Source organism: Shinella sp. 1A1, from assembly GCF_055379515.1.
Map to the genome: position 1 here is coordinate 528,837 of NZ_AP039672.1, position 17,754 is coordinate 546,590.

The 17,754-nt window shown below is 67.0% G+C and carries 15 protein-coding genes and 1 pseudogene; 11 read left to right on the plus strand and 5 right to left on the minus strand.

Features of this window, described 5'->3' with window-relative positions; all coding sequences use genetic code 11:
* Positions 1-30 precede the first annotated feature (30 nt).
* From ACZ48C_RS19180 to ACZ48C_RS19190, 3 genes are all read left to right on the plus strand, one after another.
* Positions 31-930, plus strand: coding sequence for an SMP-30/gluconolactonase/LRE family protein (locus ACZ48C_RS19180; protein ID WP_464783691.1), 900 nt, complete (start codon positions 31-33; stop codon positions 928-930).
* Between the two features lie 113 nt (positions 931-1,043).
* The gene (locus tag ACZ48C_RS19185; RefSeq protein WP_119255946.1) at positions 1,044-2,063 is read left to right on the plus strand and encodes a GlxA family transcriptional regulator; all 1,020 of its coding nucleotides are present in this window, start codon (positions 1,044-1,046) and stop codon (positions 2,061-2,063) included.
* Positions 2,064-2,138: 75 nt separating this feature from the next.
* Complete coding sequence (locus tag ACZ48C_RS19190) at positions 2,139-2,462, plus strand: hypothetical protein (protein ID WP_119255787.1); 324 nt, start codon at positions 2,139-2,141, stop codon at positions 2,460-2,462.
* Between the two features lie 56 nt (positions 2,463-2,518).
* Here ACZ48C_RS19190 and ACZ48C_RS19195 read toward each other — a convergent pair whose 3' ends face one another.
* Positions 2,519-2,824, minus strand: a complete 306-nt coding sequence (locus ACZ48C_RS19195) for a hypothetical protein (protein WP_119255786.1) — start codon at positions 2,822-2,824, stop codon at positions 2,519-2,521.
* Positions 2,825-2,995: 171 nt separating this feature from the next.
* Here ACZ48C_RS19195 and ACZ48C_RS19200 point away from each other — a divergent pair, with 171 nt between their 5' ends.
* From ACZ48C_RS19200 to ACZ48C_RS19210, 3 genes are read left to right on the plus strand one after another with little or no spacing between them, the layout of a single operon-like run.
* Entirely contained in the window at positions 2,996-3,754 is a 759-nt protein-coding gene (locus ACZ48C_RS19200; RefSeq protein WP_464783692.1) for an ImuA family protein, read from the plus strand.
* Complete coding sequence (locus tag ACZ48C_RS19205; protein ID WP_464783693.1) at positions 3,669-5,192, plus strand: DUF6504 family protein; 1,524 nt, start codon at positions 3,669-3,671, stop codon at positions 5,190-5,192. The genes ACZ48C_RS19200 and ACZ48C_RS19205 overlap by 86 nt, the downstream gene beginning before the upstream one ends.
* Entirely contained in the window at positions 5,189-8,362 is a 3,174-nt protein-coding gene (locus ACZ48C_RS19210) for an error-prone DNA polymerase (RefSeq protein WP_464783694.1), read from the plus strand. The genes ACZ48C_RS19205 and ACZ48C_RS19210 overlap by 4 nt, the downstream gene beginning before the upstream one ends.
* Positions 8,363-8,374: 12 nt before the next feature.
* Here the strand turns inward: ACZ48C_RS19210 and ACZ48C_RS19215 are convergent, their stop codons facing one another.
* Positions 8,375-10,375 (minus strand): CocE/NonD family hydrolase, encoded by a 2,001-nt coding sequence (locus ACZ48C_RS19215; RefSeq protein ID WP_464783695.1) that lies wholly within the window; start codon positions 10,373-10,375, stop codon positions 8,375-8,377.
* Positions 10,376-10,565: 190 nt separating this feature from the next.
* Here ACZ48C_RS19215 and ACZ48C_RS19220 point away from each other — a divergent pair.
* From ACZ48C_RS19220 to phnN, 5 genes and pseudogenes are all read left to right on the plus strand, one after another.
* Positions 10,566-11,978, plus strand: a pseudogene (locus tag ACZ48C_RS19220) (NAD(P)-dependent oxidoreductase); the annotation flags it as partial.
* A gap of 65 nt (positions 11,979-12,043) precedes the next feature.
* On the plus strand, positions 12,044-12,418 hold the full coding sequence (locus tag ACZ48C_RS19225) for a hypothetical protein (RefSeq protein ID WP_464783696.1): 375 nt from the start codon (positions 12,044-12,046) through the stop codon (positions 12,416-12,418).
* Between the two features lie 653 nt (positions 12,419-13,071).
* A complete protein-coding gene (locus ACZ48C_RS19230; RefSeq protein ID WP_464783697.1) occupies positions 13,072-13,779 on the plus strand; it encodes a DUF1045 domain-containing protein in 708 nt (235 codons plus the stop codon).
* 1 nt (position 13,780) lies between these two features.
* Positions 13,781-14,914, plus strand: coding sequence for an alpha-D-ribose 1-methylphosphonate 5-triphosphate diphosphatase (locus tag ACZ48C_RS19235; protein WP_464783698.1), 1,134 nt, complete (start codon positions 13,781-13,783; stop codon positions 14,912-14,914).
* On the plus strand, positions 14,911-15,486 hold the full coding sequence (gene phnN / locus ACZ48C_RS19240) for a phosphonate metabolism protein/1,5-bisphosphokinase (PRPP-forming) PhnN (RefSeq protein WP_464783699.1): 576 nt from the start codon (positions 14,911-14,913) through the stop codon (positions 15,484-15,486). The genes ACZ48C_RS19235 and phnN overlap by 4 nt, the downstream gene beginning before the upstream one ends.
* Before the next feature lies 1 nt (position 15,487).
* Here the strand turns inward: phnN and ACZ48C_RS19245 are convergent, their stop codons facing one another.
* The 3 genes from ACZ48C_RS19245 to ACZ48C_RS19255 all read right to left on the minus strand — a co-directional run bounded on the left by ACZ48C_RS19245 (position 15,488) and on the right by ACZ48C_RS19255 (position 17,694).
* Complete coding sequence (locus ACZ48C_RS19245) at positions 15,488-16,930, minus strand: cryptochrome/photolyase family protein (protein ID WP_464783700.1); 1,443 nt, start codon at positions 16,928-16,930, stop codon at positions 15,488-15,490.
* Between the two features lie 4 nt (positions 16,931-16,934).
* Positions 16,935-17,300: a YbaN family protein gene (locus ACZ48C_RS19250; RefSeq protein WP_464783701.1), complete on the minus strand. Its 366-nt coding sequence runs from the start codon at positions 17,298-17,300 to the stop codon at positions 16,935-16,937.
* Positions 17,301-17,382: 82 nt separating this feature from the next.
* On the minus strand, positions 17,383-17,694 hold the full coding sequence (locus ACZ48C_RS19255; protein WP_464783702.1) for a DUF2934 domain-containing protein: 312 nt from the start codon (positions 17,692-17,694) through the stop codon (positions 17,383-17,385).
* Between the last annotated feature and the right edge of the window lie 60 nt (positions 17,695-17,754).

Sequence of the window (17,754 nt, forward strand, 5' to 3'; positions counted from 1 at the left end):
GAAAGCTTCCTCATGGCAGAGGAGGGATGGATGTCGTTTTTCGAGGCGGAAGAGGCAGTGTTTTCGAGTTTCGTGCTGGGCAATGCCCCGCTGAAGAAGCTCGCCGGAGGGTTCGACTGGACGGAGGGTCCCGTCTGGTTCGGCGATCACGATTGCCTGCTGTTCTCGGACATTCCCAACAACCGCATGCTGCGCTGGAGTCCGGCGCTCGGCATCACGACGTTCCGCGAGCCGTCGAATTTCTCCAACGGCAACACGCGTGATCGGGAAGGCCGGCTCGTGACCTGCGAGCACGGCACCCGCCGCGTGACCCGCACCGAGCACGACGGCGCCATCACCGTGATCGCCGACAGCTATGAGGGCAAGCCCTTAAATTCGCCGAACGATGTGGTCGTGACCTCGGATGGGGCGATCTGGTTCACCGATCCGCATTACGGCATCGTTTCGGATTACGAGGGCACGCGCAGCGAGCAGGAGCTTGCCTGCCACGTCTACCGTGTCGATCCGCATTCCGGCCATGTCCGGGCGATGCTTACGGATTTCAACTGCCCGAACGGCCTTGCCTTCAGCCCGGATGAAAGGCGCCTCTATGTCGCCGATACCGGGCGTATTCACACGGACGATCCGCGCCATATCCGCGCCTTCGATGTCGCCGGCAACTGGAGCCTGACGGGCGGCGATGTCTTCCACACTATCTCGCCCGGCTGCGCGGATGGCATGCGCGTGGACGAGAACGGCAATCTCTGGTCCTCGGCCGGCGACGGCGTGCACTGCATCGCGCCGGACGGCCAGCGCCTCGGCAGGATCCTCGTGCCGGAGACCGTGTCCAACATCTGCTTCGGCGGGCGGGGCGGCCACCGCCTCTTCATCACCGCGACTACCTCGCTCTATGCCGTGTCGCTGGCCGTGCGGGGCGCCCGCCGGCCCTGATCCTTCCACAAAGCGAAGGCAGGGAATGGAGAGGGCCCGGGAAATCTGCTATGGCTCTTGCGAGGGCCTTGCCGGTGACGATATTCTCCGGCGAAACGGTTTGGGAGGACTGGATGGCGGTTGAGGTTCGGACGTCGAAGGAGATGAATGCCGCGTCGGCCCCTAAGGCGTTGCGCGTCGGCTTCATCCTGTCTAAGAGCTTCACGCTCTCTGCCTTTGCCTTGTTCGTCGATACGCTGCGGCTTGCCAGCGACAGCGAGGACCGCTCCCGCCGTGTCAACTGCGACTGGGAAGTGCTCAGCAGCACGCGCAATTTCATTTCCTCCTCGAGCGGCATCCAGGTCGCGCCGACTGCGCCCTTCGCCGACCCGTCCTGTTTTGACTACATCGCCGTCGTCGGCGGCCTCCTCAGCGTTGAGGAGCCGATCGACAGCTATGCGACGACCTATCTGCGCAAGGCGGTCAATGCCGGCGTCGGCCTGATCGGCCTCTGTACGGGCAGCTTCATCCTTGCCGAGGCGGGCCTGCTCAAGGGGCATACGGCCTGTGTGAGCTGGCTCCACCACCGCGATTTCCGCGCCCGCTATCCCGATATCGATGCGACGTCGGAGCAGATCTTCCGCTTCGACGGCAAGGTGGCGACCTGCGCCGGCGGCAGCAGCGTCGCGGATCTTGCGGCAACGCTTGTGCGCCATCATGTCGGCGAGGCGGCCGAGCGCAATGCGCTGGAGATCCTGCAGATCCGCCACCGGCGCGACGCCACGGACATCCAGCCGCGCAATCCGCTGGGCCTGGAGGCCCGCGACCGGCGCGTGCATCTCGCCATCATGATGATGGAGCAGCACACCGAGGACCTCCTGTCCATCGACAGCATCGCCACGATGACGAATGTCTCGCGCCGCCAGCTCGAGCGGCTGTTCGAGAGCGACATGGGCGCCTCGCCGAGCGCGATCTACATGAAGATCCGCATGGCGGCCGCCTTCACCATGGTGGTGCGCACCAACAAGCCGCTGATCGAGATCGCGCTGGAGACCGGTTTCGAGAGCCTGTCGCACTTCACCCGGCGCTTCCGCGCCGCCTTCGGCGACACGCCGTCGCAGATCCGCCGCGACGGGCGGCGTCAGGCGGGCTGAGCGCAATTCTCCTTGCGGCTGGGAACCAAGCCGCGCGCCATTCGTTCGGTCTGGATTGCTGACAAGGAGACCGCAATGGCAAGCAACGACGTCCAATCCCAGATTTCCGCCCTGCGTGACGAGATCGCCCAGCTTCAGAAGGATCTCGGCGAGCGGAGTGCCGAGGCCTATGAAACCGTGCGCGAGCGCGCCGGCAGCGCCATGGAGGCGGCCCGTCCCGCCGTCCGCTCCGCGACGAAATACGTGCGCAACGAGGGCGCGGCCGTCGCGCAGACCGCGCGGGAGCATCCCGCCGCCCTTTCCACGCTCGTGCTGGGCGCGGGGCTGGCCGGCATCGTGCTCGGCTATCTGCTCGGGTCTCTCGAAAGCGAACCGCCGCGCCGCCAGCGCTGGTTCTGAACGTATAAGAAAGCCCGGCATTGCCGGGCTTTTTTCATGGCATCGGGAAAGATCGCCTACCGGTGGCGCAGGCCGCAGAGATAGCCGATGAGGGCAGCGCCGGCGAGGGCGGCGATCGGATTGGCCTGAATGGTCTGGCGCAGGTCCTCGCGCAGCGATTCCGCCTTGGCGACCGCAAGCTGCCCCGTGCCTTCGGCGATCAGGCCCGCGGATTCCTTCAGCCGGCTGATCTCCGCCTTCAGCGCCTCGATCTGCTCGCTGACCGCGGCCTCCGCGGCGGCGGTCTTCGCTTCCTCCGAAATGGTGTCGCGACCTTCAACGACGCCGAGCGTGCGCTTGCCGGTGCTCTTTTCGTCAGCCATGGGCATGTCTCCTGCATTGGTGGGAATGGCGGGAGGAGAAACTTCCGCCGTGCCAGTTGGTTCCCGCCGATGATTCAATCTGTGATCTCGCCGACCGGCAAGACCGATTGACTCTTTTGGAAATTGAGAACAAATAGAGAACAATTATCCGTCAGCAGGAGCCGAAAAGCCATGTCCGCCTCCGTCCATGCCGTTGTCGCAGACCTGCGCGACCGCATCCGGCAGTTCGACGGCCGTGCCTTGCGCGACCGGGTGGTTCTGCCGTTCGGCGTGCCGGAGATCGACGACCGGCTGCCCGGCGGCGGATTGGCGCTCGCCAGCCTGCACGAGGTCTGTGGCGGCGGCAACGACGCCGTGGAAGGGGCGGCCGCCATGCTCTTTGCCGCCGGTATCGCCGCGCGCACCAAGGGGCAGGTGCTCTGGTGCCTGACGCGGCCGGATCTCTTCGCCCCGGCGCTGGCGCAGGCGGGGCTTGCCCCCGGCCGCGTCCTCTATGTGGAGGCCGGCGACGAGAAGAGCCTGCTCCTCTGTTTCGAGGAGGGGCTGCGCCATGGCGGGCTCGGCGCGGTGGTGGCGGAAGTCGCGCGCCTGTCGATGACCGCCTCGCGCCGCCTGCAGCTTGCCGCGGAAGCCGGCGGCACGCTCGGCATCGCCCTGCGCCGCTTCCGGCAGGGAGGGGGCACCGATGCCTTCGCGCTGCCTTCCGCCGCCGTGACGCGCTGGCGGGTTTCCATGCGGCCGTCCGTGCCGCTTGCCGTGCCCGGCATCGGCCGGGCCCGATGGCTGCTGGAGCTGACCCGTTGCCGGGCCGGCGAGGCGGCTAAGTTCGAAGTGGAGGCATCCGATGCCGAGGGTCGTATCGCTTTTTCTTCCCGGCTGGCCGATCGATCGCCTGAGACGGGCGCTTGGCGCCTCGGCGCCTCCGCCTGACCGGCGGCTCGTTCTCGTCGGGCGGGATGGCCCGCGCCGCATCGTGACGGCGGTGAGCCGCCCGGCGGAAGAGGCGGGCCTGCGCGTCGGCATGCCGCTGACCAAGGCGCATGCCCTGCTGCCCGACATCCTGACCATGCCGGCCGATCCCGCGGCCGATGCCGCGGCGCTCGCCCGCCTTTCCCTCTGGGCCTTGCAGCACTACGCGCCCATCGTCGCGCCGGACCCGCCGGATGGCCTCGTCATCGACACGACCGGCGCCGACCACCTGCATGGCGGCGAGGAGCGCATGCTGACGGGCATCGTCAACCGCCTTGCCGCCTCCGGCATCGCCGCCCGCGCCGCGGTGGCCGACAGTTGGGGCGCGGCCTATGCCGTGGCGCGCTTTTTGGCCGATCCGGTTCGCGTCGTGCCACCCGGCGCGGCGAGTAAGGCCGTGTCGCCGCTGCCGCTACAGGGCCTGCGTATTCCGCCGGAAACGGTGACGGGCCTGCATGTCCTCGGTTTTGCCGGCATCGGCGATGTGCTGGCCGTGCCGCGCGCGCCGCTCGTCCTGCGTTTCGGGGTGCTCCTCGGCCGCCGGCTCGACCAGCTGCAGGGCATCGTCTCTGAGCCTGTCGATCCGCTGCGCTACCCGGAACTCGTGACCGTCCGCAAGGTCTTCGGCGAGCCGATCGGCGCGCCGGAGACCATCGCGCGCTATACGGCCGCCCTCGTGCAGGATCTCTGCCTTGCGCTGGAAAAGCGCGGGCTCGGCGCGCGGCGGCTTGATCTCGTCCTCCATCGCGTCGATGCCTCTCTGCAGGCGATCCGCGTCGGCACGGCCCGGGCGGTGCGGGAGGAGAAGCGGCTCGTCCGGCTCCTCTGCGACCGGATCGAGACGATCGATCCGGGCTTCGGCATCGAGATCATGGACCTGACCGCCACGCTCGCCGAACCGCTCGTCCTGCAACAGGCCGTTTCCTCTCTGGTCGAGGAGGAGAGGGCGGACCTTGCCGGGCTCGTCGACGTGATCGCCAACCGCATCGGCGCGCGCCGCCTCTACCGCATCGCGCCGGTCGAAAGCGACGTGCCGGAACGCTCCGTCCAGCGCATCGCCCCGCTTGCTCCCGATGACGGGGCCACATGGCAGGGGGACTGGCCGCGCCCCGCCCGTCTTCTGGCACGGCCGGAGCCTGTCGAGGTCGTGGCGCTCCTGCCCGACCACCCGCCCGCCTTCTTCACCTGGCGCGGCATGCGCCGGCGCGTGAAGCGCGCCGACGGGCCGGAGCGCATCTTCGGCGAATGGTGGAAGCGCGACGCCGAGCTTGCCGCCGTGCGCGATTATTTCCAGGTGGAGGATGAGGCCGGCGAGCGCTTCTGGCTCTTCCGCTCGGGCGACGAGGCCGAGGCTGCGAATGGCGCAGGCTGCTGGTTCCTGCACGGGATCTTCGCATGAAACCGCGCTATGCCGAGCTTCAGGTCACCTCCCATTTCTCGTTCCTGCGCGGGGCGAGCAGCGCGGCCGAACTCTTCGCGCAGGCAAGCGCCCTCGGCATCGATGCCCTCGCCGTGGTGGACCGCAACAGCCTTGCCGGCGTCGTGCAGGCACACAGGGCGGCGAAGGAAACGGGCATGCGCCTCGTCGTCGGCTGCCGGCTGGACCTTGCCGACGGCATGTCCTTGCTGGTCTATCCCACCGACCGCGATGCCTATGCCCGTCTCTGCCGCCTGCTCACCCTCGGCAAGAAGCGGGCGGCCAAGGGCAAGTGCCATATCGACTGGGCCGATGTCGTGGAATGGAACGAAGGGCTTCTTGCCGTGCTGGTGCCGGACGAGGCGGACGAGACCGCTGCCTTCCAGCTTCGCCGTCTTGCCGAGATCTTCCGCGACCGATGTTATCTCGCCCTGACGCTGCGCCGCCGACCGAACGACCAGCTCCGCCTCTTCGAATTGTCCAACCTCGCCGCGCGGTACCGCGTGCCCACCGTCGTCACCAACGACGTGCTCTATCACGAGCCCGGCCGCCGCATGCTGCAGGACATCATGACCTGCATCCGCCACAACGTCGTCATCGACAATGCCGGCTTCCTGCGCGAGCGCCATGCCGACCGCTACCTGAAGCCGCCGCAGGAAATGCACCGCCTCTTCGTCCGCTACCCGGAGGCGCTTCGGCGCTCGCTGGAGATCGTGGAACGCTGTCGCTTCTCGCTGGACGAGTTGAAATACCAATATCCCGACGAGAAGGAATATGCGGATCTCACGCCGCAGGAGGCGCTGGAAAAATATACATTGGAAGGTGCGAATTCCTTTTATAACAATGAGATACCGGAAATAGTTCGTAAAAAGCTTCTGAAGGAGCTCGGCTTGATCCAGAAGATGAACTATGCGCCCTATTTCCTTACGGTGAATGCCATTGTCCGGCATGCCCGCTCGATCGGCATCCTCTGCCAGGGGCGCGGCTCGGCTGCCAACAGCGCCGTCTGCTTCGTTCTCGGCATCACCTCCATCGAGCCGACGGTGAACGGCTTGCTCTTCGAGCGGTTCGTTTCCGAGCAGCGCGGCGAGCCGCCCGACATCGACGTGGATTTCGAGCACGAGCGCCGGGAGGAGGTGATCCAGTGGATCTACGAGACCTATGGAAAGGACCGTTCCGCCCTCTGCGCTACCGTCATCCGCTACCGCTCGCGGGCGGCCATGCGCGATGTGGGGCGGGCGCTGGGCCTGCCCGAGGATGTGCTGAAGTCGCTGTCCTCGCAGGTCTGGGGCTGGTCCAACGACATTCCGCAAACCCATGCGGGTTCGGCCGGCCTCAATGTGGACGACCGCCGCATGAAGCTGCTGTTCGAACTCGCCCGGCAACTGATCGACCGGCCCCGCCATCTCTCGCAGCATCCGGGCGGCTTCGTCCTGACGCGCGACCGGCTGGACGACCTCGTGCCCATCGAACCGGCGGCGATGGACGACCGGCAGGTGATCGAATGGGACAAGGACGATATCGAATATTTGAATTTCATGAAGGTCGACGTGCTGGCGCTCGGCATGCTCACCTGCATGCGCCGCGCCTTCGACTTCCTGAAGGAGCACAAGGGCGAGGCCCATGACCTCAAGACCATCCCGCAAGAGGATGCGGCGACCTATGAGATGATCTCGAAGGCCGACACGATCGGCACTTTCCAGATCGAAAGCCGGGCGCAGATGTCCATGCTGCCGCGCCTCCGGCCGAAGGAGTTCTACGACATCGTCATTCAGGTGGCCATCGTGCGGCCGGGGCCGATCCAGGGCGACATGGTGCATCCCTATCTGCGCCGGCGGCAGGGGCTGGAAGAGGTCGAATATCCCCAGCCCGCTTTCGAAAAGGTCCTGAAGCGAACGCTCGGCGTGCCCCTTTTTCAGGAGCAGGCCATGCAGGTCGCCATCGAATGCGCCGGCTTCGAGCCCGGCCGTGCCGACCAGTTGCGCCGGGCGATGGCCACGTTCAAGCAGACGGGCGGCGTGGATAAATTCCGCGAGGAACTGATCTCGGGCATGGTCAGGAACGATTACACGCGCGAATTCGCCGAGCGCATGTGCCGCCAGCTCGAAGGCTTCGGTTCCTATGGCTTCCCGGAAAGCCATGCCTACAGCTTCGCCATCGTCGCCTATGCCTCCGCCTGGGTGAAGTGCCATCACCCGGATGTCTTCTGCGCGGCGCTGCTCAATTCCCAGCCGATGGGGTTCTACGCGCCCGCGCAGATCGTGCGCGATGCGCGCGACCATGGGGTGGAGGTACGGCCGGTCTGCATCAATGAAAGCCGGTGGGACTGCACGCTGGAGCCGACGGAGGAGGCGGGCCGCTTTGCCGTGCGTCTCGGGCTGCGGATGGTGAAGGGGCTGAAGAACAAGGAGGCGGGCGACCTGATCAACGGCCGGCAGGACGAGCCCTTCGCCTCGGTCGACGATTTCTGGCGCCGCGCGGGGCTTGCCACCGATGTGCTGGTCCGACTTGCCGAGGCGGATGCCTTCCGGCCGTCACTCGGCCTTTCGCGCCGCGAAGCGCTCTGGGCGATCCGCAGCCTCAGGGACGAGCCGCTGCCGCTCTTCACCGCGGCGGCCGAGCGCGAGGCGGCACTCGTTGCCGAGATCGAGGAACCGGCCGTGGCGCTCCGCCCGATGGCGGCGGGGGGAGAAGTCGTGCAGGACTACGGCCATGTCGGCCTGACGCTCCGCGCCCATCCGGTGAGCTTCCTGCGCGAAAGCCTCTCGCGCCGCCGTTTCCTCACCTGCGCGCAGGCGGTGAATCTCAAGGACCGCCAGAAGGTCGAGACCGCCGGCATCGTGCTGGTGCGGCAGCGGCCGGGCTCGGCCAAGGGCGTCATCTTCGTGACCATCGAGGACGAGACGGGCATCGCCAACCTCGTCGTCTGGCGCAAGATTTTCCTCGCCTACAGGCCCATCGTGATGGGCGCGCCGATGATCGGCGTCAGGGGCTATGTCCAGCGGGAGGGCGAAGTGGTGCACATCGTCGCGCAGCAGCTCATCGACCTGTCCGCCGACTTTTCCACCGTTGGCCGCCGCGGCATCGACCAGAAGGTGGAGGAGGCAGATCGGCGGGAAACGATCCGCGTCAAATCCCGCGACTTCCATTGATCGGTTAAAGCATCACATGAAGTCGCGCGGGATCGCCGTCCCGAATGTCTTCTCGAAAATCTGCGCCTCGCCCTCGAAGGCGCGGACATGGGCCGAGATCACCCAGTCGCGCGCGGTGCAGGCGATGGTGGCGGTCGAGACGGTGCGCACGAACCAGCCGGGACGCTGCATGTCGCAGGTCCAGACCGCGGTCCCGGTCATCGAGAGCGGATCGTTCCCGGCAATCGACCAAAGCTCGTCGCGCACCTGGCGCGTCGCCAGTCCCGTGCCGGGATGCTCGTAGAGGCCGGTATCCTCGTAGATCGAATATTCCGTGAGACCGTTCGTCAGGTCCCGCTCGACGCCCCGCGCGGTCTCCGGCGGGGAGAGTTCGATATAGGCCGGCAGGGGATTAGGATTTTCCGGCTCGGGAAGGGAAACGGCCCGGTGCTCGCCAAGCTTCGGCAGGGCAAGGCCGAGCGAGGCGAGGTCGAGCGTCACGCCGGCATCGACCGGCGGCGGCAAGACCATCGGCCAGTAGGAGGTCGAGAGCGACAGGCGGATGCGGTGCCCCGCGCGGAAGCGGTAGCCCATCGCGTCGAGCACGAGGCGGATGCGCACCTTCCTGCCCTTGGGCATGGCATAGGGTTCCGCATTGCCGTTGCGGTGGGCGAGGTTGATGACGCCGAAGGTGACACGCGTCGCCGTCCCGTCCGGGTGGATATCGACGAGGCGGGCGCAGAGATTGGCGACCTCGACCTGCGTCGCCACCTCCAGCTCCAGCACCGGCTGGCCGAGGAAATCCTGTGCCTCGGCAAGCGGCGCTGTCTCGACGACGAGGGAGCCCGCATCGTCGAGGCGCTGGTCGAGCGCCATTTCGGCATCGGGCTTCAGCGTGAACCACTCGCCGGCCATGATGCCGGTGTCGAGCGGCGATTTCAGGAAGCGGTCGTCGGCCGGGGTGTCGGCAACCGGCTGGCCGGGCATGAGCGCGCCGTGTGAGCCGACATGGAATTCAGCCATGTCCGGCGCCTCCCAGCGATCCTTGGCGATCCAGAAGCCGGGATCGAAGTCGCGGCGCAGCGCCGGGCGGGGAGCGTCCTGGATATAGGCGCGCACCTGCGGGATGTCTTCCGCGCCGTTCTGCTCGCCGCGCAGCCAGCGATTCCACCACGCGATGGCCTCGGCGTGGAAATCCATGCGGGGCTTCGGCCAGGCGAAGTGCGGATATTTGTGGACCCACGGGCCGATCAGCGCCTTGGCCTTCCCGCCGATCCCCTCGACCGCCTTCAGCGGCGTGCTGCGGTAGCCGTCCGCCCAGCCGGCGATGACGAGGGCGGGAACGGGAAAGCCGGCGAAGTCCTCGCAGATGGAGCCGTGCTCCCAGAAGGCGTCGCGGCGCTGGTGCTGCAGCCATTCCTCCAGGAAGAAGGGCTCGTTCTCCAGCCGCTCCATCCACATGTCCCGCCAGCGCGCGCCGACGATCTCGGGATCGGGCGAGCGCGACTGGTAGGCCAGCATGGTCGCGGCCCAGGAAAGCTGGGCAGAAAGATGCGTGCCGTTCTTGTAATGGATGTCGTCGTTGTAGCGGTCGACGGTGGAGGCGATGGAGATGACCGCCTTCAATGCCGGCGGCTTCAAGGCCGCGACCTGCAGGCAGTTGAAGCCGCCCCAGGAGATGCCCATCATGCCGACGGAACCGTTCGACCAGGGCTGCGCGGCGATCCAGGCGATCAGCTCGCAGGCATTGGCAAGCTCCAGCGGCGTATATTCGCCGTCGATGACGCCATCGGATTCGCCCGAGCCGCGGATATCGACGCGCACCCCGGCAATGCCGGCCGCGGCGAAGACGGGATAGGTCGATTCGTCGCGCGGGCTGGTTCCGTCGCCCTTGCGATAGGGCAGGAACTCGAAGACGGCGGGAACGGGATTGGCCTGCGCGCCCTCCGGCATCCAGATGCGCGCGGCGAGCCGCGTGCCGTCGGCGAGCGTGATCCATTCGTTTTCGATGGTGGTGAAGGCGCGAGGCGTCATGAGAAATCCTTTTCCGCCGGTCTTTATGACGGTCGTATGACGGCCGGGCAATAGGGCGGTTCTGGCCGTCCACGGTGCTTTCGCCCTGCCGCCCGGCGGCTTGCCCCCCTTCGAAATCTCGCCTACGAAGGCGGAAAGGGCAGGGAGGGGCGCCATGCAGGATCAGCAAGCAGCTTTTGCGGACGAAGGACGGCTGGACGATCCGCGGCGCGCCTACAAGGTCCTGATCGCCGACCTGATCGGCCTGCGCTTCGATGCGGAAGGCAAGCCCGATCCGGGCGAGGTCCGCGCGCATATCGAGGCGAAGGGCGGCGCGTTCCACGAAGCCGCCTACCAGCGTGAGGAATTGCCACCCGGCATCCACTTCTTCTACCAGCCCGACCTCAGCGGCGAGGCCGAGATCATCGCCCAGACCGCGGACGGCCGCTATGACGCGCTGATCGCGGCGGCGACCTTCATTCCGCGGCAGGCAGTCTTTGCGCTCGGCGGCGTGCGCATCGGCGCGGGCACGGGCAATATGGGCTCTGCCTCCTGGGGCGGCGGCAACGGCGAGGGCGGCATGGCCGCCCTGATGAACACGCCCGGCATCAACAGCCGCGCCACGGCGCAGATGGTGATGAAGGCGATCCTCAAGGTGACGCCGGACCTGCCGGTGGAGCTGCTGCACCAGCGCGTTGCCGCCGGCGATTTCGATACCGGCCGCGACCTCAAGTCCTATCCCACCGCCAAGCTGGAGGGACAGCGGATGGCGGTGCTCGGCTACGGTAATATCGGCCGCGAGGTGGCGAAGCTCGCCCGCGCCTTCGGCATGCATGTGGTCGTCCATGCCCGCGCCCGGCACCGGCAATGGATCGAGGCGGAGGGCTTCGATTATGCCGAGACGCCCGTTGCGGCGGCGAAGGGCGCGGACGTGCTCTCCGTCCATGTCGGCCTCGGCCGGCTCGACGAGGAAACGCGCCTTTACGCCAATGCCGGCATGATCGGCGAGACCGTGCTCTCGGCGATGAACCGCGGCGCCGTGCTCGTCAACTACGACCGCGGTGAGGTGGTGGATACGGCGGCACTCGACCGGGCGCTGGCCGCAGGGCAGATACGCTACGCCGCCGTAGATGCGGACCTCTTCCGGAATGCGATGAGCGGCGCGCTCGGCGGGCCGATGCTGCCCTATCTGAAGCTTGCCGAGCGTCATCCCGGCAAGCTGGAACTCCTGCCGCATGCCGCGGCCGATACCGACCATCCCTCCCGCGTCGCCGGCGCCTGCCAGGCGGTCGACCAGATTATCGATGCCATCCGCTACCGGCGGATATGCAATCTCAAGGGCGACCTGCCGGATGGCTATGTCGATGCCGGAGCGAAGGTGCCGCAGGGCATAGGCCGGGTCACGGCGGCGACGCTGACCGCCGCGGCGAGCGACCCGCGCTTTGTCGAACTGCACGATGTCTCCCGCGAAATCACCGATACGCTGGAGGCTATCGTGGAAGCGGTGGCTGAAGGCATGACGCACCAGCCGGCCAAGGGTGACGTTGCCGCGCTCGCCCAGCTCCTTCTGCGCCAGCGCCGGCTGCTCGAAGGCCTGGGGCTGGACGGTCCGGCGGAGGCCTGAAAACGGGAACTTTTCTGCTCCACGGCCAGTTTCCTCCCCGACCGAACGATCAGGGAGTGCAAGCCATGACCCACCAGCAGGATGAGCGCGGCGATCCGCTGACCCGCACCCACGACCCCGAGCGCAAGGAATATGCCGCGCGGGAGGTCCGGCAGGGCGGCCCCGGCTGGCCCGTGCTGAAGGTGCTCGGCGTCAGCCTCGTGCTCGTTTTCCTCGTCTGGGGCGCGGTCGAGTTCTGGGGCCAGAAGACCGATCCCGCCGCGCCGAACGACGCGTCGCAAACCTCCTCGACGACCGATGGCAACCAGACGCCGGCCGGCGGAACGACGGACAACAGCACCGGCAACGGCCAGACCGTGCCGACGGACCGTGACCCCACCCCGCAATCCGGTACCGGCGGCGACAGCCAGAGCGTGACGCCGGACGGTACGGCCAACTGACGGCAATGCTACCCGATTTCGCCTTGCTTCAACCGGATAGGGTTGGGCGAGGCGCGTGCGCGAGGCGATCTGATCCATATGAACCGAAGAGGTGTTGTTGAGGTCGCCAATGCACCATGCCTATTGCCGTTCATCCCTCTTCGTCCCCGCGATGACTCCCCGTCACACCCACGTCATTCCGGCCGCTTAAAACGAGCCGCGGATAGTTGCGGAAAGCGATGTGTCTGCCTTCGAAGGCAAGTCGGATGCGGTCGTATGGGCGCGGAATGACGGCCTTTCGATCCGGGGGGCGATGGCCATACTGCTTCCACAGCAGTGCGGCACCCGTCGCCATGCGACGCTATTGTGCCGATCGGATCATGTCCTTCGTTGTCTCCCGGACACATTATTGCTGGGAATCGAATGCCCATTCTGCAACGATCATCGGGGCAGGACTCAAACTTTGGACCGGTGCGCGCCAGTGCGAACAGGGAGACGGTTACTCCACGGTGCTTCGAGTCCCGGCTCCTCGGCGGCATTCCGAATGTCTTGCGCCACCGACTGACGGCACGCCGGCGCATTGAATGCGTGGCGGCATGATGCTGCCACGGATGACCTTTCAGATTCGGAACCGTCTCCGGGCGGCACCGAAGGATCATTACAGGAACGAGCTCTTGCGTTACGCCCTCTACTTCACGCCCCCTGCAAGCGACCCGCTCACCCTCGCCGCCCAGCGCTGGCTCGGGCGCAATGCCTTTACCGGCTCGGCGCTCGATCAGCCGGCGGCGGCAGGTTTCGATGCGGCTTCTCTAGCGGGCTTGACCGCCGATCCGCGGCGCTACGGCTTCCACGCGACGCTGAAGGCGCCCTTCACGCTGGCCGAGGGCCGCAGCGAGGCCGAGCTCGTGGCCGAGATCGGCCGTTTCGTTTCCGAAGCCGACCCCTTCGATATTCCCGAAGTCGTCGTCGGCCGGCTCGGCTCCTTCTTCGCGCTGGTGCCCGGCGATCATTGCGATGAGCTGCAAGCTTTTGCCGGCGAGGTGGTGCGACGCTTCGAGCGGTTCCGTGCGCCGCTCACCTCCGCCGACATCGCCCGCCGCAAGCCCGACGAGCTGAATGCCGCCGAGCGCCAGAACCTCGTCCAGTGGGGCTATCCCTACGTCTTCGACGAGTTCCGTTTCCACATGACGCTGACGGGGCGTGTTCCTGCCGAGCGCCGGGAGGCCGTCGCAAGCGTGCTGCTCGATCATTTCGCCGAATTCCACGGCCGTCCGTTGCCGGTCACCGGCCTCGCGCTCTTCCGGGAGGCCGCGCGCGGCGCCGATTTCACCGTCCATTCGCTCTTCCCGCTCGGTGGAGCCGTCAGCAGAAAGACCGCATGACATGACCCGCGAAACCGTTCTTTCCAATGCCCGCATCGTGCTGGAGGACCGGATCCTCGACGGCACGCTGGTGCTGCGGGACGGCCTCGTCGCCGACATTTCCGAAGGTCCCACCACCGCCGGCGAGGACATGGAAGGCGACTACCTTCTTCCCGGCCTCGTCGAGCTCCATACCGACCACCTCGAAGCCCATTACTCGCCGCGTCCCGGCGTGCGCTGGGAGAAGACGGCCGCGATCCAGTCGCATGACGCACAGGTCGTCACCTCCGGCATCACCACGGTCTTCGACTGTCTGCGCATGGGATCGGACGGGGAGAGCGGCTTCGAGAAGGGTGAGATGCGTGCCATGGCCGATGCGATCGCCGGGGCGCAGAACGAGGACCGCCTGCGCGCCGAGCACCTGATCCACCTGCGCTGCGAGGTCTCGACCGACAATGTGCTCGATCATTACGAGGAGTTCGAGGACGACCCGCTCGTGCGCCTCGTCTCGCTGATGGATCACGCGCCCGGCCAGCGGCAATTCCAGACGCTGGACCAATACATCCTCTACCACAAGAAGAAGCGCGGCCTCACGGACGAGGAATTCGACGCCTTCTGCAAGCGCCAGCAGGGCCTTTCCGCCCGCTATGCCAAGCCGCATCGCGACGCCATCGCCGCTTCCTGCGCCGCGCGCGGCATCTCCATCGCCAGCCATGACGACGCGACGCTGGACCATGTCGAGGAGGCCATCGGCTACGGCATCCGCCTTGCCGAATTCCCGACCAGCATCGCGGCGGCGAAGGCCTCGCACGGGGCGGGCATGAGCGTCCTGATGGGCGCGCCCAACGTCGTGCGCGGCAGGTCGCATTCCGGCAATATCGCCGCCCGAGACCTTGCCGGCCTCGGCGTGCTCGACGTGCTCTCGTCGGATTACGTGCCGTTCAGCTTGATGCACGCGCCCTTCATCCTCGCCGACGAGGGCATGGACCTGTCGAAGGCGATCGCCATGGTCTCGACGACGCCGGCCCGCACCGTCGGCCTCGACGACCGCGGGGCCATCGCGAAAGGCCTTCGCGCCGACATCGTGCGCGTCTGCCGGCCGTCCGGCGTTCCCGTCGTCCGCTCGGTATGGCGCCAGGGCAGGCGGGTGGCATGAGCGTGACGGCTGCAGCCGGCACCATGGTCGTCGTCGTCGGTCCGAGCGGGGCCGGCAAGGACAGTGTCATGGCCTATGCCGCACGCCATTTCTCCGGTGAGACCCGCCTCGGTTTCGTGCGGCGGGCGATCACCCGCCCGGCGGATGCCGGCGGCGAGGCGCATCAGGCCATCGACGCCGACAGTTTCCGTCGCCTTGAGGCCGAGGGCGGCTTCGCGGTCTCGTGGGATGCGCATGGCCTCTCCTACGGCATTCCCGGCGAAACGCATGCGCGGCTTGCAAGCGGCGTGACGCTGGTCGCCAATGGCAGCCGCTCCGCGCTGCCGGCTTTTGCCGATGCCTATCCGCGCCTGAAGGTCGTGCTGATCACGGCGCGGCCGGACGTTCTTGCCGCAAGGCTCGCCGCCCGCGGGCGGGAGAGCGCCGAAGCGGTCGCCAGGCGGCTGGAACGGGCCGCGCCGGAGATCGTGGTGGCGGCCGATACGGTCGTGATCGACAATAGCGGGCCGTTGGCGGCAGCGGGGGAGGCCTTCGTCTCCTTCATCGCGTCGGTGCTCGACGGCCGCGACTAGGTCAATCGCTTTTCAGCGTCTTGTAGGCGGCGAGCGCCCGCTGGCGCGCGCTTGCATGGTCGACGATGGGCTTCGGATAGGTCCTTCCGAGTTCCACGCCCGCCTCGGCGAGCGCGCTTTCCGGCGCGTCGAAGGGCTTGTGGATCCAGGCGGAGGCCAGTTCCCGCAGCTCCGGCACGAAGGTGCGGACATAGGTGCCGTCCGGATCGAATTTCTCGCCCTGCAGGATCGGGTTGAAGATGCGGAAGAAGGGCGAGGCATCCGCGCCGGAGCCCGCCACCCATTGCCAGTTCGCCGGGTTCGATGCGGCATCGGCATCCACCAGCGTGTCGCGGAACCATTTCTCGCCGCGCCGCCAGTCGATCATGAGATGCTTGATGAGGAAGGAGGCGGTGATCATGCGCACGCGGTTGTGCATCCAGCCGTGCCGCCAGAGCTGCCGCATGCCGGCGTCGACGATGGGATAGCCCGTCATGCCCTTCGTCCAGAGATCGAAGTCCCTGTCGCTCCCCTCCCACGGAAAATCGTCGAAGCGGTCGTTCCAGTTCCTTTCCGCAAGGGCCGGGAAATGGAAATGCAGGTGATGGCAGAATTCCCGCCAGGCGAGCTCCTTGCGGAAATGGATCACATCCTCCCGCGGCGCTCCGAGGCCGCGTGTCGCGTGCCAGATGCGGGCAGGGGAGATCTCGCCCGATGCGAGATGCGGCGACAGCAGGGATGTCGCGTCGATGGCGGGACGGTCGCGGTCGGTCTTGTAGTCCTCGATCGGGCCGTCGACGAAGGTGTCGAGCCGCTCGCGCGCCGCCTTCTCGCCGGGCGTCCAGACCTCCCCGAAGGCGGCGGCCCAGTCCGGCTTTGCGGGCAGTAGCGCCCAGTCGTCCAGGGCTTCGGATTGCGGGAGCCGCTTCGGAGCGTGGAGCCTTTCCGGTGCGTCGACGGGCTCGTGCGGCTCGCCCTCGCGCTCCAGCGCCTTCCAGAAGGGGGTGTAGACGCGGTACGGCTTCTTCTCGCCCGTCATGAGGCGCGTCGGATCGTGCAGCAACTGGCCCGCAAAGCTCCTGACGGCAAGGCCGCGCGCCTTCAGGACCGCCTTGATGGGCGTATCCACGGTGATGCCCGCCGGATCGTGCCGGCGGTTCCAGTGGACGGTGTCCGCCCCCGTCTCTTCGATGACGTGGTCGAGCACCGCATGTGCATCGCCGCTGCGGAGGACAAGCGGCGTGCCGAGTCCCTCCAGCGTCGCGGCAAGGGAGGCCAGCGCATGGTGAAGCCACCAGGCCTGTGCCGCACCGAGCGGCCCCGTCCCAAGTTCCGCAGGCTCGCGGATATAGAGCGCGATCACGGGGCGGCCCGTTTCGGCTGCGGCCGAGAGGGCGGCATTGTCATCGGTGCGCAGGTCCTTGCGGAACCAGACGATGACGGGCGCGTCGTCCTTTCCCGTCATGCCCTCAGCCCTTCTTCGGAAGGGGACGGGTGAGAATGAAGAGCGCGCTTGCCGAGAGGATGAGCCCGACACTGACCGCGAGCACGGGCGAGGGGTCCGTGCGATACCAGAAGAAGCCGTAGCTTGCGACGATGAGACAGATGGCAATGGCCTTGGCGCGGCCCGCGATCGCACCCTCCCGCCGCCAGTTCGTCAAAGGCGGGCCGAGCGTGGGGTGGTCGAGCAGCCATTGCTCGAGGCGCGGCGAGGAGCGCGAGAAGCACCAGACGGCGACCAGCAGGAAGGGCGTCGTCGGCAACAGCGGCAGAAAGGCGCCGACAATGCCGAGCGCCGTCATCAGCAGGCCGGCGGCCATATAGAGCGAGCGCACGGGCACCTCGTGAAAGAACGTCTTGCCGCTCAGATAGAGTGCTTTGCGCCCGCCTCCAAGAGGCCAAGTGCCGCAGCCGGGTTCAGATCGGCTTGCTGTTCGCCGCCGTCTTGAGCGCCTTTGCCTTTGCCGGCTTGGCGGGGACCGGCTTTTCTGCGGTGGAATCCGCCTTCTTCTTCGGCTTGGCGGTCTCGGTTTTCTTTGCCTTCGCCGAGATTTCGATCAGCGGTTTCTTCGTGGTCGGGGGCCTTGCCTCCGGTGCCAGGCGTTCGAATTCCTCGCGTTCACGCACGGCTTGCGCCCAGTGCTCCCCGTCATGTCCATGCGACCGGCCGGTCTCTTCCCAGATGGAGTAGGCCCTTTTGCTGATCCATTCCCTTCGCGCATCCGTCATCGCTGATCCCCTTCAAGAGTGAACTGACGCCGTGCCGGCAGGCAGGAGCCCGGCACGGTA